This window comes from Pseudomonas sp. NPDC087342 (assembly GCF_044744265.1).
Lineage (GTDB): Bacteria > Pseudomonadota > Gammaproteobacteria > Pseudomonadales > Pseudomonadaceae > Aquipseudomonas > Aquipseudomonas nunensis.
Genome location: NZ_JBIUXZ010000011.1, coordinates 20,489 through 39,926, shown reverse-complemented (window position 1 = coordinate 39,926; position 19,438 = coordinate 20,489). Strand labels below are relative to the sequence as shown.

The window sequence follows — 19,438 nt, the reverse complement described above, 5'->3', positions numbered from 1 at the left end:
CGAAGGAGAAGCTGTATGCAAGTCAACATCAGTGGACACCAACTGGAAGTGACCGAACCCCTGCGCGCCTACATCGGCGAAAAACTCGAACGATTAGAGCGGCATTTCGACAAGATCACCAACGTGCAGGTGACGATGACGGTCGAGAAGCTGAAGCAGAAAATCGAAGCCACCCTGCATATTCCCGGCAGTGAAGTGGTCGCCAACGCGGAACATACCGATATGTACGCAGCGATCGACTCACTTACCGACAAGCTGGATAAACAACTCAAAAAGCATAAGGAAAAGACCCAGAGCCTCCTCCAGGGCGCGACCGGTCGTTAACACTCCCTACCCATGATCCGACTTGAAAATATCCTGACCCCCGGCCGTTCCCTCGTGAACGTGCCGGGCGGCAGTAAAAAGAAAGCCCTCGAGCAAATTGCCAACCTGATCGCCCGGGAAGTGCCGGATCTGGAGATGCAAGATGTCTTCGAGGCTCTGATTGCCCGTGAAAAACTCGGTTCGACCGGTTTTGGCAACGGCATCGCCATCCCCCACTGTCGCCTCAAGGGTTGCAACTCCCCCATCAGCGCCCTGATGCACCTTGATGCACCTATCGATTTCGACGCCATCGACGGCGCCCCGGTTGACTTGCTGTTTGTCCTGCTCGTCCCGCAAGCCGCCACCGATGCGCACCTGGAGTTGCTGCGCCAGATCGCCAGCATGCTCGACCGCAAGGAAGTACGCGAAAAACTGCGCAGTGCCCCGAGCAACGAAGCCTTGTATCAGGTTGTCCTGGACGAGCAAAACGGTCACTAATCATGCGCCTGATCATTGTCAGTGGCCGTTCCGGCTCCGGTAAAAGTACCGCGCTCAATGTCCTTGAGGACAACGGCTACTACTGCATCGACAACCTGCCCGCCGGTCTGCTGCCGGAACTGGCCGAACGCGCCCTGATTCATACAGAGCTGGCACAGCCGCTGGTCGCCGTGTCCATCGATGCGCGCAACCTGCCCAGCCACCTCTCGCGCTTTCCCGAATTACTTGAAGAAGTTCGCAGCCGGCATATCCAGTGCGATGTGCTGTACCTGGACGCCGATGAAGAAACCCTGCTCAAGCGTTTCTCGGAAACCCGTCGCCGTCACCCGCTGAGCAACGCCAATCGCTCACTGGCCGAGGCGATCGAAGACGAGACTCAGTTGCTGGGGCCGATCGCCGACCTGGCCGACCTCAAGATCAACACCACCAGCCTGAACCTGTACCAGTTGCGCGACACCATCAAACTGCGCCTGCTGAACCAGCCGGAGCCCGGCACGGCGTTCCTGGTGGAGTCTTTCGGGTTCAAGCGTGGCATGCCGGTAGATGCCGACGTGGTGTTCGACGTGCGCTGCCTGCCCAATCCGTACTGGAAACCTGAGCTGCGAGCGCAATCAGGACTTGATCAACCAGTGGCCGAGTACCTGGCGGCGCAGCCGGACGTCGAAGAGATGTTCCAGGATATCTACGGTTACCTGTTCAAGTGGCTGCCGCGATTTGCCGCCAGCAACCGCGCCTACGTCACCATTGCCATTGGCTGCACCGGCGGTCATCACCGCTCCGTCTACCTGACCGAACGTCTGGGTCAGGCCCTGCAACAATCCCTGAAGAACGTCCAGGTTCGCCACCGCGACCTCAGCTAAAGGATTCACAACGCGATGCCTGCTCTGGAAATTGAAATCATCAACAAGCTGGGTCTGCACGCCCGCGCTTCTGCAAAATTCGTTGGCGTTGCCGGTGAGTTCAAGGATTGCTCGATCAGAGTAGGACGCACACCGGAATCCACCGTCGACGGCAAAAGCATCATGGCCATGATGATGTTGGCGGCTGGCAAAGGCACAAAGATCCACCTGAGCACTGAAGGCGAACAGGCTGAAGAGGCGCTACAAGCATTGGTGGATTTGATTAACGACTACTTCGGCGAAGGTGGCTGATCCGCATCCCTGTGTAGCAGCTGGCGAAGCCTGCGTTCGGCTGCGAAGCAGTCGTGAAATCAGACAATACGGTCTCACAGGCAAACCGCTTGCACAGGGTTGACGACTGCTTCGCAGCCGAACGCAGGCTTCGCCAGCTGCTACAAAACCCGCGTCAAGCCAACGCCGTATCCATCACCATCATCAAGCAAAAACCCATCAACAATCCCAGGCTAGCCAGTTTGTCGTGACCATTGCGTCGCGACTCCGGGATGACTTCATGGGTCACCACCAGCAGCATTGCCCCGGCCGCCAGCGCCAGACCCAACGGCAATAGCAATTCAGCCAGGCTGACCAGCCACGCACACAACAACGCGAACACCGGTTCGACCAACCCTGATGCCGCACCGATCAGGAACGCCTTGACCCGCGACATCCCTGCCCCGGCTAACACCAATGCAATCACCAGTCCTTCGGGTACATCCTGCAAAGCGATGCCCATGGCCAGGCTGTCGGCATCGGGCATTCCGCCACCAGCCGAAACGCCAACCGCCATACCTTCAGGAATATTGTGGGCAATGATTGCAAACACAAACAGCCAGATTCGCGGCGGGATCACCGGTCGTTCCAATGTACCGACAAGCATTTCCGGGCTGGCCCCGGAGACCTTGCGGTCCACCAGAAATAGCCCGAATGCACCGAGCATGATGCCGAAGCTGATCAGGCCACTGGCCGCCCAAGGTGTCAGCCCCAGGCTTTCGGCCGCGGAAATGCCCGGCACGATCAGCGAAAACGCCGTCGCCGCGAGCATCACCCCGGCACCGAAACCGAGCAAGGTATCGCTGAGCGCCTGGGGCATGCGCCGAATCACCAGGACCGGCACCGCTCCCAGCGCAGTGCCCAAGGCGCAAATCGCCCCACCCTGCAAGGCGCGCAGCAGTTTCGGCTCAAGGTCCAGCCATGCCAATCCCTGGGCACCCAACAACGTCATACCCGCCAGCAGTAACAGCGATCCCAACGCGTAACGAAACATTCGTCCGCTGCCAATCGCCAGTGTTTCAGTGCCCATAGTCAGCCTTGGATTGTTTTTATAGATGACTTAAACCAGCGCAGCCTGATAGCGCGCTGCGACTTCAGGCCAATTGATCACGTTGTAGAACGCGTTGATGTATTCCGGACGACGGTTTTGATAACGCAGGTAATAGGCGTGCTCCCAAACGTCCAGACCGAGGATCGGCGTGTTGCCGTTCATCAGCGGGCTGTCCTGGTTACCACTGCTTTCCACAATCAGGGTCTTTTGCGGCGTGACGCTCAACCACGCCCAGCCACTGCCGAAGCGAGTCAGCGCGGCTTTGGTGAAGGCGTCCTTGAAACTGTCGAGGCCGCCCAGTTGTTCATCGATGGCGGTGGCCAGCGCACCGTCAGGTTTGCCGCCGGCGTTGGGCGCCATGACTTCCCAGAACAGCGAGTGGTTGGCGTGGCCACCGCCCTGGTTTATCACTGCAGCGCGCAGTTTTTCCGGGAGTTGCTCGACGCTTGCCACCAGTTTCTCCACCGACCACTCGGCAAACTCGGTGCCTTCGACCGCAGCGTTGAGGTTGTTGATGTAGGTCTGGTGGTGCTTGGTGTAGTGGATTTCCATGGTTTGCGCATCGATATGCGGTTCCAGGGCGTCGTAGGCATACGGCAAGGCAGGCAGGGTAAAAGCCATTTCAATGGACTCCATGTTGAAGGGGGACAGGCTGATGCCGGGGCGACGCAGCATCCATATGCAGCAAACGATGGGTGCGCGGGTACTCGCCATGTTCACTGATGAAATTCAGCAATTCGACGTAGGTTTTGCTGCTCTGGCGTAGCGCGGCCTCGCGCAAGGCCGGGGCCAGCCGCGGGTCCTGCATGGTCTGCAACAACCGTTGATGGATCGCGCACAGGTACTCGGCGCTCTCCTCCGGCTGGTTCAGACGCAAATGCAGGTCCGCCAGGTTGTGGTGGGAAATCACGCAAGCGGCCACCGCTTCGTCGGCATCCGCCCAGCGCTCGAACAACACCTGGGCCAGCGCCAGTGCCTGCAAGTAAGCCTCGCGGGCATCGACGAACTCGCCCTGCATGAAATGGCGATTGGCCCTTTCGATCGTGCGTTTCCAGTGCTCCATGGTGTGCCTCCAAAGCGGTAGCGGTGATTACACGCCGCCTGCGGTGAGCTTCTCTGGGTTGAGCAACTCTTCCAGTTGGCTGCGCGACAGGTCGGTGTGTTCCAGGGCGACATCAATCACCGGACGGCCCTGCTGATACGCCTTCTTGGCGATCTCCGCGGCTTTTTGGTAACCGATGATCGGGTTGAGTGCGGTGACCAGAATCGGATTGCGTGCCAGCGCTTCCTTGATCCGGGCCTCGTTGACCTTGAAGCTGGCGATGGCTTTGTCGCCCAGCAGGCGGCTGGAGTTGGCCAGCAACTCGATGCTGCTCAGCAGGTTCTGGGCAATGATCGGCAGCATCACGTTGAGTTCGAAGTTGCCCGACTGACCGGCGATCGTGATCACGGTGTCGTTGCCGATCACCTGAGCGGCGACCATCGCCGTGGCTTCCGGGATCACCGGGTTGACTTTGCCCGGCATGATCGACGAGCCCGGCTGCAACGCTTCGAGTTCGATTTCGCCGAGGCCGGCCAATGGCCCGGAGTTCATCCAGCGCAGGTCGTTGGCGATTTTCATCAGCGACACGGCGGTGGCCTTGAGCTGACCGGACACCGCAACCGCCGTGTCCTGGGAACCGATCAGCGCAAACAGGTCCTTGCCTGGCTGGAATTGCACTTGGGTCAGTTTGCTCAGTTGCTGACTGAACAACGCCGCGAACTGCGGATGCGCGTTGATCCCGGTGCCGACTGCGGTGCCGCCCTGGGCCAGGGATTGCAGGCTCGGCAGCAAATCTTGCAGGTGGCCAATATTCGCCTTGAGCTGTTGCGCCCAGCCATTCAGCACCTGGCTCATGCGCACGGGCATGGCGTCCATCAAGTGCGTACGGCCAGTTTTGACGTGGTGATGGACCTGCTCGGCCTTGTGCTCGATCACTTGCACCAGATGCACCAGCGCCGGCAGCAATTGTTCATGCAAGACCAGCGCGGCACTGACGTGGATGGTGGTCGGGATGATGTCGTTGCTGCTCTGGCCGCAGTTGACGTGATCGTTGGGGTTCACCGGCTCGCCGAGCAAACGGCTGGCCAGAGTGGCGATCACTTCGTTGGCGTTCATGTTGGAGCTGGTGCCGGAACCGGTCTGGAAGATATCCACCGGGAAATGCTGCATGAAGTCGCCTTCGAGCAAGCCTTGCGCCGCATCGACGATGGCTTTGCCCTGGGACTCGCTGATCTGCTTGAGTTCGACGTTGGCCCGGGCGGCGGCAGCCTTGGCCAGGATCAACGCGCGAATGAATTGCACCGGCATCGGTTTGCCGCTGATCGGGAAGTTATCCACTGCACGTTGGGTTTGTGCGCCGTAGAGGGCGGCTTCCGGGACTTGCAGCTCGCCCATGCTGTCGCGTTCGATACGAGTGTTACTCATCGGGAAATCCTTGCACCAGTTCTATGAGGGGAATCGAGGGCTGCAACTCGCAGGTCGCCAGTTGCCAGGTGTAGCTCTGCCAGCGTTTGAGCCGGCATTTACACAGGGAGAGACGTTCGAGTTCGCGCAACGGGCGCCAGGCCTGGTCGAGACAATAGGTGCGCCAGTGCCACGGCAGCGCAACATCGGCGGCGGTGTCGAGCAGCAAACGGAAGGAAGTTTCAGCGATGGTCCAGGGCGAGGTTGCCGTACAACAGGCCAGATACCGGCCTTCGGCCAGGTAATGTTCGATCAGGCGCGGCTCATCGGGATCCATCGCGCAACGGATCTGGCGACTCATCCAGCGCCAGCTTTCGAGGTACGGCTGCTCGTGCAAGGCAGAACTCATAATCCGGGCTCATTCGGTAATGAGATTTATTATTAGATGATAATGAGAACCAAAACAACCCCGTAAAACAGATGAGGTCCATTGTGGGAGCGAGCTTGCTCGCGATGGCGATCGCACATTCAACATGTGTGTCGTCTGACACGCCGCCATCGCGAGCAAGCTCGCTCCCACAGGGGCGATGCAACACCATAAAAAAGGCGCGCCATCCGATGGGATGGCGCGCCTTTTTTTTAACGGTCGGGGCTTAGCTCCCCGCCACCGTCATCCGCTCGATCAACACCGAACCGGTGCGAATGTTGCTGCGCAGTTCCAGGTCATTCCCGACCGCAACAATCTGCTTGAACATGTCGCGCATGTTGCCGGCGATGGTCACTTCCTGGACCGCGAACTGGATTTCGCCGTTTTCGACCCAGAAACCCGCCGCGCCACGGGAGTAATCGCCCGTCACCATGTTCAGGCCCTGGCCCATCAGTTCGGTGACCAGCAAGCCACGGCCCATGCGGCGCAGCAGCGCGGCCTGGTCTTCGTCGCCATGGGTGACGAACAGGTTGTGCACGCCTCCGGCGTTGGCGGTGCTCGGCATGCCCAGTTTGCGACCGGAATAGGTGCCGAGGATGTACGACACCAGCACACCATTTTCGACGAACGGTTTGGCGTAGGTCGCCAGGCCATCGCCATCGAACGCCGAACTGCCCATCGCGCGCATCAAGTGCGGACGCTCATCGAGGGTCAGCCATTCCGGGAACAGTTTCTGCCCGAGGGTGCCTTCAAGGAACGACGATTTGCGGTACAGGCTGCCGCCGGACACCGCCGACAGGAAGCTGCCGAACAAACCACCGGCCAGTTCCGCCGAAAACAGCACCGGCACTTCGCAAGTCGGCACCGGACGCGCGCCCAGACGGCTCGCCGCTCGTTGTGCGGCGCGTTGACCGATGCTCACCGGGTCGGCCAGCAAGCTGCCCTGACGGCTCACGTCGTACCAGTAATCGCGCTGCATCTGGCCTTCGGCCTCGGCGATCATTACGCAACTCAAGCTGTGGCGGGTCGATGCGTAACCGCCGATAAACCCGTGGCTGTTGCCATACACGCGACAGCCCTGATGCGTGCTGAGGGTGGTGCCGTCAGCGTTCTTGATCCGGCTGTCGGTGGCAAACGCCGCCGCTTCGCAGCTCAGGGCCATTTCGATGGCTTGCTCGGGGGTGATGTCCCATTCGTGGAACAGGTCGAAATCCTGCAGATCCTTGGCCATCAGCGCGGCGTCTGCCAGGCCCGAAGCTTCGTCTTCAGAGGTGTGCTTGGCGATGGCGAGCGCGGCGGCCACGGTTTCGCGAATCGCGTCGGGACCGCTGGCCGAGGTGCTGGCCGAGCCTTTGCGCTGACCGACGTACAAGGTAATGCCGAAGCCTTGATCGCGGTTGAATTCGACGGTTTCGACTTCCCGCTGACGCACCGACGTGGACAGGCCCTGCTCCAGCGACACCGCGACTTCACAGGCACTGGCACCCTGGCGCTTGGCTTCAGCGATGATCTGCTCGACTTGCTCTTGCAGTGCCGGCAACGCTTGTGGGCCGACGCTTTCAACTGCACTCATGCTGTTCTCCACTCAAATTCTGCTTTCGGCTGGGGCCTTCGAGCGACCGGGCCGGACAAGCGGCCCCCGACTGGTTATCATGGCGGCGTTTCTTTGCGGACGGCCACCATGGTTGATTCTTACGACGACTCCCTCGATACGGGAGAAAAAAGCAAATCCCAGGTCAAACGCGAGCTGCATGCTCTGGTTGACCTCGGCGAACGCCTTACAACGCTCAAGCCTGACTTGCTGGCAAAACTGCCGTTGACCGACGCTATGCGCCGGGCCCTGGCCGATGCGCCCAAGCACACCGCGAATATCGCGCGTAAACGGCACCTTATGTTCATCGGCAAGCTGATGCGCGATCAGGACACTGACGCCATTCTGATGTTGCTCGATCAACTCGATGCCTCCACCCGGCAGTACAACGAACGTTTCCATGGCCTGGAACGCTGGCGCGATCGCTTGATCGCGGGCGACGATGCAGTCCTGGAGAAGTTCGTGCTCGACTACCCGGAGGCTGATCGTCAACAGTTGCGCTCCCTGATCCGTCAGGCCCAGCACGAACTGGCGACCAACAAGCCACCGGCATCGAGCCGTAAAATCTTCAAGTACATCCGTGAGCTGGACGAGACTCAACGCGGTCTGCGTTAAGTCCCGAATCGGGCGGGTTGCCACGCAACTCGCCCGAAGCTCCATCCCTTACGATCCTGTGCCACCCACAGTGATCGCATCGATTTTCAGCGTTGGCTGGCCGACACCCACCGGCACCGACTGCCCATCCTTCCCGCATGTCCCCACACCGCTGTCCAGCGACAGATCGTTACCGACCATCGACACCTTGCTCATGGCTTCCGGCCCGTTGCCGATCAACGTCGCGCCTTTGACCGGGGCAGTGATCTTGCCGTCTTCGATCAGGTACGCCTCGCTGGTGGAGAACACGAATTTGCCGCTGGTGATGTCCACCTGACCGCCGCCGAGGTTGGCGCAATAGATGCCGCGTTTTACCGAAGCGATGATTTCTTCTGGATCGCTTTCGCCGGCCAGCATGTAGGTGTTGGTCATCCGAGGCATCGGCAGGTGCGCGTAGGATTCACGGCGACCGTTACCGGTGCGGGCCACGCCCATCAGGCGCGCGTTGAGCTTGTCCTGCATATAGCCTTTGAGTACGCCGTTTTCGATCAGCGTGGTGCACTCGGTCGGGGTGCCTTCGTCATCGACGCTCAGCGAACCACGGCGACCGGCCAGGGTGCCGTCATCGACGATGGTGCACAGCTTGGAGGCCACCATCTCACCCATGCGCCCGCTATACGCGGAACTGCCCTTGCGGTTGAAGTCGCCTTCCAGGCCATGGCCGACGGCTTCGTGCAGCAGCACACCAGACCAGCCCGAACCCAACACCACCGGCAACGTACCGGCCGGCGCCGGAATCGCTTCCAGGTTCACCAGCGCCTGACGCAAGGCTTCACGGGCATAACCCATGGCGCGGTCATCGCTGAGGAAATAACGGTAATCGGTACGACCGCCGCCGCCATGACCGCCGCGCTCGCGACGGCCATTCTGCTCGACGATCACGCTGACGTTGAAGCGCACCAGCGGCCGCACATCTGCCGCCAGGCTGCCGTCGGTGGACGCCACGAGAATGCGTTCCCAGACCCCGGCCATGCTCACGGTGACTTGCTGGATACGCGGGTCGAGGGCGCGAGTCGCGACGTCGATACGCTTGAGCAGGTCGACTTTCTCGGCGCGGGTCATCACTTCCAGCGGGTTGTCCGGCCCGTACAACTGGGCGACGTCCTGAGTGGTGAATGCTTGCACCGTGCCGTTCTGCCCGGCACGAGAAATCGAACGGGCCGCACGCGCCGCCGCGCCGAGCGCTTCGAGGGTGATGGCATTGCTGTAGGCAAAACCGGTTTTCTCACCCGATTGCGCGCGCACGCCGACGCCTTGGTCGAGGTTGAAGCTGCCTTCCTTGACGATCCCGTCTTCCAGCGCCCAGGACTCGGAAATCTGGCCCTGGAAATACAGGTCGGCAGCATCGATACCCGGGCCGGCCAGATCACCGAGCACACTTTGCAGGCTCTCGATGGTCACGCCGCCGGGCGCTAACAGGTGGTCACTGACTGAGGACAACAACTCGCTCATATGCTTTACGCCTTAAATTCATCGTTCTGAGGCAGGTCGCTGGGCGCCCTGCGAGAAAAAGCGCCGGTGACTGGACACCGGCATCCGCGCCCTGATCGACGCCTGTTCGCTGCTATCGCGTTCGGCCAGCAGCACGGCCTCGCCTTGATCCTGTTGCGCCACCACGCGACCCCACGGGTCGACAATGGCAGCGTGTCCATAAGTTTCACGCGGCCCCGGATGGGTACCACCCTGGGCGGCCGCGAGTACATAACACTGGGTTTCGATGGCCCGTGCGCGGATCAGCACATCCCAATGGGCCGCGCCGGTCACGGCGGTGAAGGCCGACGGCGCGGTGATCAGCTCCGCTCCGGCGGCACGCAATTCGCTGTACAGCTCAGGGAAGCGCAGGTCATAACACACCGTCAGGCCGACCCGACCGACGGGCGTGTCTGCCACCACCACGCCACTGCCATAAGCATAGTCATCGGATTCACGGTAACGCCCGCGATTGTCCGCTACGTCGACGTCGAACAGGTGCAACTTGTCATACCGTGCAACGGTTTCGCCCTGGTCATTCACCAGCAGCGAGCAGGCATGCACTTTCGCCATCGGCTGATCCACCGGCGGCAACGGCAAAGTGCCGGCGACTATCCATAACTTGAGGGCGCGGGCGGTCTGTTTCAACCACGGCAGGATCGGACCTTCACCCAACGCTTCGGCGCGACCGATATCGGCGATGTCGCGACGGCCCATGGCCGCGAAGTTTTCCGGCAGCACCGCGAGCCTCGCGCCAGCGTTCGCCGCTTGTTCAAGCAGACGACGGGCCTGGGCCAGATTAGCCAGCACATCGCTCTGGCTGACCATTTGAATCACCGCTACAGACATGGCCATTTCCCTATTCGAATCAACACAAGACCTGTAGGAGCGAGGCTTGCCCGCGAACCGAAGCACCACGGTGTGTCAGGAAAGACGCCTTCGCGGGCAAGCCTCGCTCCTACAGAGGTAAGCGCCATGCTACTCCATCAAACGCAGAGGAGGCTTTTCAAAAAGGCTTGTCCAGGGTGATCTTCGGTTCTTTCCATGGGCCTTTGACGGTGTATTTGACGCTGGCAAAACGCGCCACGCGGTCGCCAATCAGTTTGTCGATCAGGAACAGCGCGCCACCAATGGCCGGCGCGCCGACAATCAGCGCGGCAATCGGCAGGTTGTTGGTCAGTGGCAACGTCACCAGCAACTTGGCATCGACCTGATCGCCGACCAGATCGAGCGTGCCATTGAGCTCAAGGTTGCTCGACGGACCGGTCAACAGGATCGGCTCGCGGGTCACGTAAACCCCGTTGCTAGCCACCAGCAGGCCTTTGACCCGGTCGTAACTCAGGCCTTTGCCAAACAGGTCGGAGAAGTCCAGGCGCAGGCGGCGGCCGATGGAGTTGAAGTTGAGCAAGCCGAACACCCGCAACGCTTGGGCACTGCCCTCGACTTCAACGAACTGACCTTTATTCAGCGAAGCATCGAGGCTGCCGGAGAAACGCTTGGTGGCCAGCCACGCCGGAGAACCGGGCCAGCGACCGTCGACGTCCATGTGAAACTCTTCACTGGTCACGCTCGGCGCAAAGCCCCAGCCCTTGAGCACATCGGCGAGGTTTTTGCCGCTGATCCGGCCCTTATACCAACTGCTGGTGGCGCCCGGCGTGCCTTCCCAGCCACCGCTGCCCTGCAACAGGATGCCTTTGAGGCCCATATCCAGCGTATTAAGCGCGATGCCTTTGGCGGTTGGCCGGACTTTCAGCGACCAGCCGCCCACCAGGTCAGTGCCCTGGAACAGCTGATTGATCGTGATATCCAGCGCCGGGATCTTGCTCGGGTCCACGGACGCCAAGGGGTCTGGCGAGTTTTCGTCGGCCAGCACGGTCGGATCGGGTGCCGGCAACCGCACGTATTGCAGATTGATCGCAATCGGCGCGGCTTTCGCGTCGGGGATGTTCACATTGCCCTTGGCCTGCTGACTGTCGAGTTGCAAAGCCCAGGCTGACGGCTTGCGGGTCAACTGCACCGAGGCTTGATCGAGGGTTGTACCGAAACCGCTGAGCTTGTCGACCTTGAAGTCCGCGCCGCTGAGCAACTGCTTGGCACTGCCGCCCGGATCCTGGCCGGCATACTTGTCCGCCAGATCCTTCCACGGGCCGACATCCAGCTCCGACAGCACGCCACTGACGCGCAGGCCTTTGTTCGCCGGCAACACGGCATTGCCGCCACCGAGAAACAATTCGCCGCGACCGTCGGCAAAATTACCGGAGGGTGCTGCGAACGTGAAGTTCGCCAGATCGCCATAGGTGACCCAATAACGCCGCTCCGGCCCTTGCAGGGTCATGCGGAACACCGTGTCACGGCCCACGTCCGCCGCCATGCCGAACGGCGCCGGCAAATCGACGGCGACGCCTTTGAGGTTAGAGCTGACGATCAATTGACTGTCGGCGCCGTTGAGGTTCAGTTGCAGCTGATAGGGAACGATGCCGGATACCGGTAACGGCTGGGTCACGTTCAGCCAGTCGGTGAGTTTCTTCACCTCGACCTGACCGGAAGCGGTGACCCGGGTATCGAGCCTGCCCGGACTGCCATCGGCGAAGATTTGCGCAGTGACCGGCTTGTCGAACGCCTTCGCAGTGATGTTCTGCCCGCTCAGGCCCTTGCTGCTGTCGAAGCGGAAATCGCCCTTGAGCTGCGTCAGTTCCAACGTCGGTTCGGCCAGTTTCAGCCGCGCCTTGTTGGTCTTGAAGTCGACAATAATCTTTGGCTGGTCGCCCTTGGCCAGCGGGATATCGAGCTTGAGTTTGCCCTGCAAATCGCCCTCGCCTTCCCAACCGGCGAAGGTGTCGGCGGTGCCGATCGGTGCTTGCTGCAAAATCTTCAGGCCATCGCCCAAGCCGCCGGCAAACCCCCCATCGAGGAACATGTGGACGTTCTGCCCGGCCGGCGCGTGCGGAATATTGACGTAGACATCGCTGACCTGGGTGTCGAGCAACTGGCCTTTGCTGGCCAGAATGCGCACGCCGCTGTCTTCAATAAACACATCGCCACTGACCTTGCTGACATGCGGCCAACCCGGCTGGAACGCCAGTTCGGCGTCGTGCACCTTGAAGAACAGGCTGATGCTGCGCGCGGTATCTTCGGCGCCATGGTTCAGCGAGCCTTGGTACTGGAAGAAGCCCTGGTCCACCGCGCCTTTGAGGATTGCCGTGCGCAGCCATTCGTCCAGCGCCGGGCTGAGCACGGTCGGCAGGTACTTGGCGGTGTATTTGCCGTCGCCGTCCACCAGGCCGACCCGCAGGTCCATGTAGTCTTCCTGGGTGTGGTCGAAATGCAGGCGGATCAGGAAATCGCCGGCAATCTTGCCCTCTTCGCCGAGTACCTTCAGGTACGGCGCGATCAGGGTGAAGCCTTCTTTATCGAGCTTCCAGGTCAGCCGGGCATTGGCCTGAATGTATTGCCATGGCTTGGCGAAAATCGGGTCCAGGTGCAGGGAAAAATCCTTGCTGTCCATGCGCAACTCGCCGTGACCAAGGTCGCCGCTGATGCTGCCACTGACATTTCGCGCCGCCGGTGCGCCGTGATAGGCGTCGAAACCGACCCGCTCCAGGTTGGCGGCGAAACTGAATTTGCTGTCGTCGGTGGCGTTGGGCCGCATGTCGATCAGCACGTTACGCAATGCACCGGTGACCTTGAGTTTATCCACTGCGGTGGCCACGCCTTCAGGCAACGGTCCCAGCGCATTGAGCAGCGGCGTGAGCGGGGTCAGGTCCAGTCGATCGGCTTGCAGGTGCCAGAGTTCTTCGTTTTTGTCAGTGGCGACGCTTTGCTTGAGTTGCAGATGGGTTTCCCAGCGGGTGTCACCAAAATTCATCGACAGGGAATCGAGAGTCACCAGGGCGCCTTCGTCGCTGCGCTGGAAGTAAGCGTTGATCGCCAGGTTGTTGAGCTGGATCGGCTTACGCTCGGCGTAGGCACCCTTGATTTGCGGAGCATTCAGGCGAATCGCCGCGCTTTGCACAGCGCCTTTGTCCCAGTTCAGCCACAGCTCGCCACCGGCCTTGATCTCGGAGAAATTCCATTGCTGGGTCAAGCGGCCGGGCAACCATTTCGACCAATCGCTTTGCGGCAGGCTCAGGTAAGCCTCCGCCGCTCCGTCCTTCCAGGCGCTGGCCCGCACGCGGGTGCGCAGGCTCATGGCCACGGGTTGACCATCGGGCAGGGTCAGGCGCGCGTCGAGGCGTTGACGAGAGGCGCCGGTTTTCAGATTGATGCCAACGTAGGTCAACGTCAGCGGAGGATGATCCACCGGTTGCAAGGTGATCTGGCTATCGAGGATCGACAGCTGTTCGACCATCTGCATGCGATTGAGCAATTGCTCCGGGTCCATTGGCTGATCTTGCTGCACCGGCAGACCTTCCAGCGCCCATTTACCATCCTCGCCTTCCTTGAGGCTGATCTTCAGGCCGTTGAGTTCCAGGTGAGCAATGCGCACTTCGCGAGCCAACAGGCTGGCCCAAAGGTCTGGCACGGCACGCACGTTATCCAGGCGCAGGGCATTGGTGCCCGCGCCGACCGTCACGTCGTGGGCCAGCAGAATGGGTGCAAAACCGCTCCAGTTGCCCTCAAGCTTGCCGATTTGCAGGGGCATGCCCAGCGCGGCACTGGCCTTGGTCTCGACGTCGGCGCGGTATTCGGCCACCAGCGGCGTCAGTTCCCGACCGAGGCTGACGTACAACGCCATCAGCACCAGAACCAACGCACACAGGCCCAGTCCCCAGCGGGTCAGTGCGGCCAAAATGCGTGTCAGACGGTCCATGTCAGGTGGCTCCCATGGCAAAAATACTGCAAAAAGCTGAGGCCAGCCGTTCTAGTCGCGGTGAAACCTGGAGATTCAGAGCAGCACCACGTCGTATTGTTCCTGGGAATACATGGTTTCGACCTGAAAACGAATGGTGCGACCGATGAACCCTTCCAGTTCGGCAACGTTACCCGACTCTTCGTCGAGCAAGCGATCCACTACTTTCTGATTCGCCAATACACGATAGCCTTCCGCCTGATAGGCGCGGGCTTCGCGGAGGATTTCGCGGAAAATTTCGTAGCAGACCGTTTCCGGAGTCTTCAGCTTGCCGCGCCCCTGACAACTGCTGCACGGCTCGCACAACACTTGTTCAAGACTTTCGCGGGTGCGCTTGCGAGTCATCTGCACCAGGCCCAACTCGGTGATGCCGATGATGTTGGTCTTGGCGTGATCGCGTTCCAGTTGCTTCTCGAGCGTGCGTAATACCTGGCGCTGGTGCTCTTCGTCTTCCATGTCGATGAAGTCGATGATGATGATCCCGCCGAGGTTGCGCAGGCGCAGCTGACGAGCGATGGCGGTGGCAGCTTCGAGGTTGGTCTTGAAGATGGTTTCTTCGAGATTGCGATGGCCGACGAACGCGCCGGTATTGACGTCGATGGTGCTCATGGCTTCCGCCGGGTCCACCACCAGATAGCCACCAGACTTGAGCGGCACCTTGCGCTCCAGGGCTTTCTGAATTTCGTCTTCGACGCCGTACAGGTCGAAAATCGGCCGCTCGCCCGGATAATGCTCAAGGCGATCAGCGATTTCCGGCATCAGTTCGGCGACGAACTGTGTGGTTTTCTGGAAGGTTTCCCGGGAGTCGATGCGGATCTTCTCGATCTTCGGGCTCACCAGGTCACGCAAGGTGCGCAGGGCCAGGCCGAGGTCTTCGTAGATCACGCTCGGCGCGCCGATGGTTTGAATCTGGGCGTTGATCTGGTCCCACAGACGGCGCAGGTAGCGGATGTCCATGAGGATTTCATCGGCACCGGCACCTTCGGCGGCGGTGCGCAGAATGAAGCCGCCGGCTTCCTTGATGCCTTCTTTGGCCACACAGTCGGTGACCACTTGCTTGAGGCGTTCGCGCTCGGCTTCGTCTTCGATTTTCAGGGAAATGCCGACGTGCGCCGTGCGCGGCATGTACACCAGATAGCGCGATGGAATCGACAGCTGCGTGGTCAGGCGCGCGCCTTTGGAGCCGATCGGGTCCTTGGTGACTTGCACTACAAGGCTCTGGCCTTCGTGCACCAGGCTGCTGATGCTTTCTACCGCAGGGCCTTCACGCAGGGAGATTTCCGAAGCGTGAATGAACGCGGCACGGTCCAGGCCGATGTCGACGAAAGCCGCCTGCATGCCCGGCAATACCCGCACAACCTTGCCTTTATAAATGTTGCCGACGATGCCGCGCTTTTGTGTGCGCTCGACGTGAACTTCTTGCAGGACACCGTTTTCAACCACCGCCACGCGCGATTCCATCGGCGTGATGTTGATCAGGATCTCTTCACTCATGGCAGGGTCTCGTTCAGGCATGTTCACGATAATGGCCGCATCTAGTCAGTACGACGCTCAGCGCGCGTTAAGGGTTTGCCAACAGGGTATGCCGAAATGGCCGAGCAGTTCTGCGCTTTCGCACAGCGGCAATCCAACCACCGCCGAATAGCTGCCATCGAGCCCGGCGACAAACACTGCGCCCAACCCTTGAATGCCATAGCCGCCAGCCTTGTCGTGGGGTTCGCCGCTGGCCCAGTAGGCCGCCGCTTCCTCGCGACTGATGCTGCGAAAACGTACCAGGCTGCGCACCACTCGAGTCTCGCAACGCTCGCCGTCAAGCACGGCAATCGCCGTCAGGACTTCGTGCTCCTGCCCCGACAACATCATAAGCATGGCGCACGCATCGGCTTCGTCCACTGGCTTGCCGAGAATTTTCCCGTCCAGTACCACGGCGGTATCCGCACCCAATACGCAAAATGCTGTGTCGGACACAACCGTACGGCGCCCGGCCTCGGCCTTGCCGCGCGCCAGACGCTCGACATAGGCCGATGGGGATTCGTTGTGCAAAGGGGTTTCATCGATGTCCGCACTGATGGCGGAGAACGGCACGCCGATCTGCGTGAGCAGTTCACGGCGACGTGGCGAGCCTGAGGCGAGGTATAACTGCGTCATCAAGACATCTCCCTGTTTAGTGCCCTGCCTCACAAGTACTGCTCCTTTTTGGCGGCGTCTGGGCACCGGTGCGGGCACATGCCTGACCGAATTAATTGATTTTGTAGCGCCGACGCAGACCACGCAAACCGAAGCTGACCCATGGCCAGAGCAACGCGCTCACCAGGGCCGGCAGCACCAAAGCCAAGGTTGGCTGGCGGTTACCGGTCAGGGCGCTCAGCCACAGTTGCACCAGTTGGGCGAGGCCGAAGATCACCAGAAGCACCAGGCACTGCTGCCACATCGGGAACATCCGCAGGCGCTGTTGCAACGCCAACACCAGATAGGTGATGAGCGTCAGGATCAACGCGTTCTGGCCGAGCAATGTGCCATAGAGCACGTCTTCAGCCAGCCCCAGGCAAAACGCGGTGACCATGCCGACTTTCTGCGGCAGGGCCAACGCCCAGAATGCCAGCAGCAACGCCAGCCACAGCGGACGCAGGATTTCCATGAATTGCGGCAACGGCGAAACGCTGAGCAGCAGGCCGATGGCGAAAGTCAGCCAGACGATCCAGCCGTTTCGGGATGAAGTAGCACCCGCCATTATTCTCTTCCCTTAGTGGTGGCCGGTGCAGAGACAGGCGGTTTGGCAGCGGGTTTCGCAGCAGCCGGTTTGGCGACAGGCTTGGCCGGATGGGTCGTGGCCGCTGGCTTGGCCGGTGTCGTTGCAGCCGGCGTTGCGGCGGCTGGCGCGGTGGCCGGCGCAGCAACGGCCGGGGTCGGCACGACCGCAGGAATCGGTTTAGGCACGGTGGCCGGAATGATCGGCCCGCCGCCATGCTGGTCCAGTGCTTCCTGGGCCTGGGCGGCGTCGTTGGCGCGCTCTTCCGCGGTGCGGCCATCGCTGAACACCAGCAACAGATAACGGCTGCGGTTCAGGGCGGCGGTCGGCACGGCGCGGACGATGGCAAACGGCTGACCAGAATCGTGAATCACTTCCTTGACCGTCGCCACCGGGTAACCTGCCGGGAAGCGCTGGCCGAGGCCGGAGCTGACCAACAGATCGCCTTCTTTAATGTCGGCAGTGTCGGCCACGTGACGCAGTTCGAGGCGCTCAGGATTACCGGTGCCGCTGGCAATCGCGCGCAGACCGTTGCGGTTCACCTGCACAGGAATGCTGTGGGTCGTATCCGTCAGCAACAGAACACGGGAGGTGTACGGCATCAACTCCACCACCTGGCCCATCAGGCCACGGGCGTCGAGCACCGGCTGACCGAGGATCACACCGTCGCGCTCACCTTTATTGATGATGATGCGATGTGTGAACGGGTTGGGGTCCATGCCGATCAACTCGGCCACTTCGACCTTCTCATTGACCAACGCGGAGGAATTGAGCAACTCGCGCAGCCGAACGTTCTGCTCGGTGAGGGCGGCAAGCTTTTGCATGCGACCCTGCAACAGCAGGTTTTCGGTCTTGAGTTTTTCGTTCTCGGCAACCAGTTCGGTACGGCTGCCAAATTGGCTGGCCACACCTTGCCATAGCCGCTGCGGCAGGTCGGTGATCCAGTAAGACTGCATCAGCACCAGCGACATCTGACTACGCACTGGCTTGAGCAGTGTGAAGCGGGCATCGACGACCATCAGCGCGACCGATAGCACGACCAGCACCAACAAGCGCACGCCCAGTGAGGGGCCCTTGGCGAAAAGCGGTTTAATAAGCCGCTCCTCCCAGGCAAATGTTCTCTTTATTCATACGGCATCAAACCGGCCTGGATGCAGACTGACAGAAGATAAACGCAACAGGCAGCACTGCAAAGTGCTGCCTGCGCGCTCACAGCATAGATGCAACCCAACGACTTATTCGCTGGAGAGCAGGTCCATGGTGTGTTTATCCATCATTTCCAGGGCACGACCACCGCCGCGAGCCACGCAGGTCAGCGGGTCTTCGGCAACGATCACCGGCAGACCGGTTTCCTGGGCCAGCAACTTATCGAGGTCGCGCAGCAAGGCGCCACCACCGGTCAGTACCAGGCCACGCTCGGCGATATCGGAAGCCAGTTCCGGCGGCGATTGCTCCAGGGCACTTTTCACAGCCTGAACGATGGTGGCCAGGGACTCTTGCAGAGCTTCCAGCACTTCATTGGAGTTCAGGGTGAATGCGCGTGGAACGCCTTCCGCCAGGTTACGACCACGTACGTCGACTTCACGTACTTCGCCGCCCGGGTAGGCCGTACCGATTTCCTGTTTGATGCGCTCGGCGGTGGATTCGCCGATCAGGCTGCCGTAGTTGCGACGCACGTAGGTGATGATCGCTTCGTCGAAGCGGTCGCCGCCAACCCGTACGGATTCGGCGTAAACCACACCGTTCAGGGAGATCAGCGCAATTTCAGTGGTACCGCCACCGATATCGACAACCATCGAACCGCGTGCTTCTTCAACCGGCAGGCCGGCACCGATCGCAGCAGCCATCGGCTCTTCGATCAGGAACACTTCACGCGCACCGGCACCAAGGGCCGATTCACGGATGGCACGACGCTCCACCTGGGTGGATTTGCAGGGAACGCAGATCAGCACACGAGGGCTAGGCTGCAGGAAGCTGTTTTCGTGAACCTTGTTGATAAAGTACTGCAGCATCTTTTCGCAAACGCTGAAGTCGGCAATAACGCCGTCTTTCATCGGACGAATGGCTGCAATGTTGCCCGGCGTACGGCCGAGCATGCGCTTGGCCTCGGTGCCGACAGCAACGACACTTTTCTGGTTACCGTGTGTCCGAATAGCCACAACCGATGGCTCATTCAGGACGATTCCGCGCTCGCGCACGTAATTCAGGGTGTTGGCAGTGCCAAGGTCAAT

General features: G+C 60.6%; 19 protein-coding genes. 5 read left to right on the top strand and 14 right to left on the bottom strand.

What is annotated here, in order from left to right:
• Positions 1-15: 15 nt before the first annotated feature.
• From hpf to ACIOYV_RS20815, 4 genes are read left to right on the top strand one after another with little or no spacing between them, the layout of a single operon-like run.
• Complete coding sequence (gene hpf / locus ACIOYV_RS20830; RefSeq protein WP_054049907.1) at positions 16-324, top strand: ribosome hibernation-promoting factor, HPF/YfiA family; 309 nt, start codon at positions 16-18, stop codon at positions 322-324.
• Positions 325-336: 12 nt separating this feature from the next.
• Positions 337-801 carry a PTS IIA-like nitrogen regulatory protein PtsN gene (gene ptsN, locus ACIOYV_RS20825; RefSeq protein WP_054049909.1) on the top strand — a complete coding sequence of 155 codons (465 nt, stop codon included), beginning with the start codon at positions 337-339 and terminating at the stop codon, positions 799-801.
• Positions 802-803: 2 nt separating this feature from the next.
• The gene (gene rapZ / locus ACIOYV_RS20820; protein WP_054616130.1) at positions 804-1,661 is read left to right on the top strand and encodes an RNase adapter RapZ; all 858 of its coding nucleotides are present in this window, start codon (positions 804-806) and stop codon (positions 1,659-1,661) included.
• A 15-nt stretch (positions 1,662-1,676) separates the two neighbouring features.
• On the top strand, positions 1,677-1,952 hold the full coding sequence (locus ACIOYV_RS20815; RefSeq protein ID WP_054049912.1) for an HPr family phosphocarrier protein: 276 nt from the start codon (positions 1,677-1,679) through the stop codon (positions 1,950-1,952).
• A 154-nt stretch (positions 1,953-2,106) separates the two neighbouring features.
• Here the strand turns inward: ACIOYV_RS20815 and ACIOYV_RS20810 are convergent, their stop codons facing one another.
• The 6 genes from ACIOYV_RS20810 to pmbA form a co-directional block, all read right to left on the bottom strand.
• The gene (locus ACIOYV_RS20810; protein ID WP_054049914.1) at positions 2,107-3,000 is read right to left on the bottom strand and encodes a ZIP family metal transporter; all 894 of its coding nucleotides are present in this window, start codon (positions 2,998-3,000) and stop codon (positions 2,107-2,109) included.
• A 30-nt stretch (positions 3,001-3,030) separates the two neighbouring features.
• Positions 3,031-3,642 carry a superoxide dismutase gene (locus ACIOYV_RS20805; protein WP_401326608.1) on the bottom strand — a complete coding sequence of 204 codons (612 nt, stop codon included), beginning with the start codon at positions 3,640-3,642 and terminating at the stop codon, positions 3,031-3,033.
• 1 nt (position 3,643) lies between these two features.
• Positions 3,644-4,084 (bottom strand): hypothetical protein, encoded by a 441-nt coding sequence (locus ACIOYV_RS20800; protein ID WP_163908422.1) that lies wholly within the window; start codon positions 4,082-4,084, stop codon positions 3,644-3,646.
• 27 nt (positions 4,085-4,111) lie between these two features.
• The gene (locus tag ACIOYV_RS20795) at positions 4,112-5,488 is read right to left on the bottom strand and encodes a class II fumarate hydratase (protein ID WP_401326605.1); all 1,377 of its coding nucleotides are present in this window, start codon (positions 5,486-5,488) and stop codon (positions 4,112-4,114) included.
• On the bottom strand, positions 5,481-5,876 hold the full coding sequence (locus ACIOYV_RS20790) for a FagA protein (RefSeq protein ID WP_163908419.1): 396 nt from the start codon (positions 5,874-5,876) through the stop codon (positions 5,481-5,483). Before ACIOYV_RS20790 ends, ACIOYV_RS20795 begins: the two co-directional genes overlap by 8 nt.
• 244 nt (positions 5,877-6,120) lie before the next feature.
• Positions 6,121-7,467: a metalloprotease PmbA gene (gene pmbA, locus ACIOYV_RS20785; RefSeq protein ID WP_163908417.1), complete on the bottom strand. Its 1,347-nt coding sequence runs from the start codon at positions 7,465-7,467 to the stop codon at positions 6,121-6,123.
• A gap of 108 nt (positions 7,468-7,575) precedes the next feature.
• On the opposite strand from pmbA, the gene yjgA reads away from it, so the two are divergent.
• A complete protein-coding gene (yjgA, locus tag ACIOYV_RS20780; RefSeq protein ID WP_054049927.1) occupies positions 7,576-8,100 on the top strand; it encodes a ribosome biogenesis factor YjgA in 525 nt (174 codons plus the stop codon).
• Positions 8,101-8,148: 48 nt separating this feature from the next.
• On the opposite strand, the gene tldD is transcribed toward yjgA, so the two are convergent.
• The 8 genes from tldD to mreB all read right to left on the bottom strand — a co-directional run.
• On the bottom strand, positions 8,149-9,591 hold the full coding sequence (gene tldD, locus ACIOYV_RS20775) for a metalloprotease TldD (RefSeq protein WP_054049929.1): 1,443 nt from the start codon (positions 9,589-9,591) through the stop codon (positions 8,149-8,151).
• Positions 9,592-9,609: 18 nt separating this feature from the next.
• Entirely contained in the window at positions 9,610-10,458 is an 849-nt protein-coding gene (locus ACIOYV_RS20770; protein WP_265043217.1) for a carbon-nitrogen hydrolase family protein, read from the bottom strand.
• 157 nt (positions 10,459-10,615) lie between these two features.
• The gene (locus tag ACIOYV_RS20765) at positions 10,616-14,419 is read right to left on the bottom strand and encodes a YhdP family protein (protein ID WP_401326599.1); all 3,804 of its coding nucleotides are present in this window, start codon (positions 14,417-14,419) and stop codon (positions 10,616-10,618) included.
• A gap of 75 nt (positions 14,420-14,494) precedes the next feature.
• Positions 14,495-15,952: a ribonuclease G gene (gene rng / locus ACIOYV_RS20760; protein ID WP_054049935.1), complete on the bottom strand. Its 1,458-nt coding sequence runs from the start codon at positions 15,950-15,952 to the stop codon at positions 14,495-14,497.
• Between the two features lie 57 nt (positions 15,953-16,009).
• Complete coding sequence (locus ACIOYV_RS20755; protein WP_401326594.1) at positions 16,010-16,606, bottom strand: Maf family protein; 597 nt, start codon at positions 16,604-16,606, stop codon at positions 16,010-16,012.
• 91 nt (positions 16,607-16,697) lie between these two features.
• The gene (gene mreD / locus ACIOYV_RS20750) at positions 16,698-17,189 is read right to left on the bottom strand and encodes a rod shape-determining protein MreD (protein WP_401326591.1); all 492 of its coding nucleotides are present in this window, start codon (positions 17,187-17,189) and stop codon (positions 16,698-16,700) included.
• The gene (mreC, locus tag ACIOYV_RS20745; protein ID WP_401326803.1) at positions 17,189-18,301 is read right to left on the bottom strand and encodes a rod shape-determining protein MreC; all 1,113 of its coding nucleotides are present in this window, start codon (positions 18,299-18,301) and stop codon (positions 17,189-17,191) included. The genes mreD and mreC overlap by 1 nt, the downstream gene beginning before the upstream one ends.
• Before the next feature lie 141 nt (positions 18,302-18,442).
• A partial coding sequence (gene mreB / locus ACIOYV_RS20740; protein WP_401326588.1) for a rod shape-determining protein MreB occupies positions 18,443-19,438 on the bottom strand: 996 nt, incomplete at its 5' end.

Excerpts from the sequence above, each read along its gene's own strand:
- hpf (WP_054049907.1), top strand. The coding sequence starts at position 16 with ATGCAAGTCAACATCAGTGGACACCAACTGGAAGTGACCGAACCCCTG.
- ptsN (WP_054049909.1), top strand. The coding sequence starts at position 337 with ATGATCCGACTTGAAAATATCCTGACCCCCGGCCGTTCCCTCGTGAAC.
- rapZ (WP_054616130.1), top strand. The coding sequence starts at position 804 with ATGCGCCTGATCATTGTCAGTGGCCGTTCCGGCTCCGGTAAAAGTACC.
- ACIOYV_RS20815 (WP_054049912.1), top strand. The coding sequence starts at position 1,677 with ATGCCTGCTCTGGAAATTGAAATCATCAACAAGCTGGGTCTGCACGCC.
- ACIOYV_RS20810 (WP_054049914.1), bottom strand. The coding sequence starts at position 3,000 with ATGGGCACTGAAACACTGGCGATTGGCAGCGGACGAATGTTTCGTTAC.
- ACIOYV_RS20805 (WP_401326608.1), bottom strand. The coding sequence starts at position 3,642 with ATGGCTTTTACCCTGCCTGCCTTGCCGTATGCCTACGACGCCCTGGAA.
- ACIOYV_RS20800 (WP_163908422.1), bottom strand. The coding sequence starts at position 4,084 with ATGGAGCACTGGAAACGCACGATCGAAAGGGCCAATCGCCATTTCATG.
- ACIOYV_RS20795 (WP_401326605.1), bottom strand. The coding sequence starts at position 5,488 with ATGAGTAACACTCGTATCGAACGCGACAGCATGGGCGAGCTGCAAGTC.
- ACIOYV_RS20790 (WP_163908419.1), bottom strand. The coding sequence starts at position 5,876 with ATGAGTTCTGCCTTGCACGAGCAGCCGTACCTCGAAAGCTGGCGCTGG.
- pmbA (WP_163908417.1), bottom strand. The coding sequence starts at position 7,467 with ATGAGTGCAGTTGAAAGCGTCGGCCCACAAGCGTTGCCGGCACTGCAA.
- yjgA (WP_054049927.1), top strand. The coding sequence starts at position 7,576 with ATGGTTGATTCTTACGACGACTCCCTCGATACGGGAGAAAAAAGCAAA.
- tldD (WP_054049929.1), bottom strand. The coding sequence starts at position 9,591 with ATGAGCGAGTTGTTGTCCTCAGTCAGTGACCACCTGTTAGCGCCCGGC.
- ACIOYV_RS20770 (WP_265043217.1), bottom strand. The coding sequence starts at position 10,458 with ATGTCTGTAGCGGTGATTCAAATGGTCAGCCAGAGCGATGTGCTGGCT.
- ACIOYV_RS20765 (WP_401326599.1), bottom strand. The coding sequence starts at position 14,419 with ATGGACCGTCTGACACGCATTTTGGCCGCACTGACCCGCTGGGGACTG.
- rng (WP_054049935.1), bottom strand. The coding sequence starts at position 15,952 with ATGAGTGAAGAGATCCTGATCAACATCACGCCGATGGAATCGCGCGTG.
- ACIOYV_RS20755 (WP_401326594.1), bottom strand. The coding sequence starts at position 16,606 with ATGACGCAGTTATACCTCGCCTCAGGCTCGCCACGTCGCCGTGAACTG.
- mreD (WP_401326591.1), bottom strand. The coding sequence starts at position 17,189 with ATGGCGGGTGCTACTTCATCCCGAAACGGCTGGATCGTCTGGCTGACT.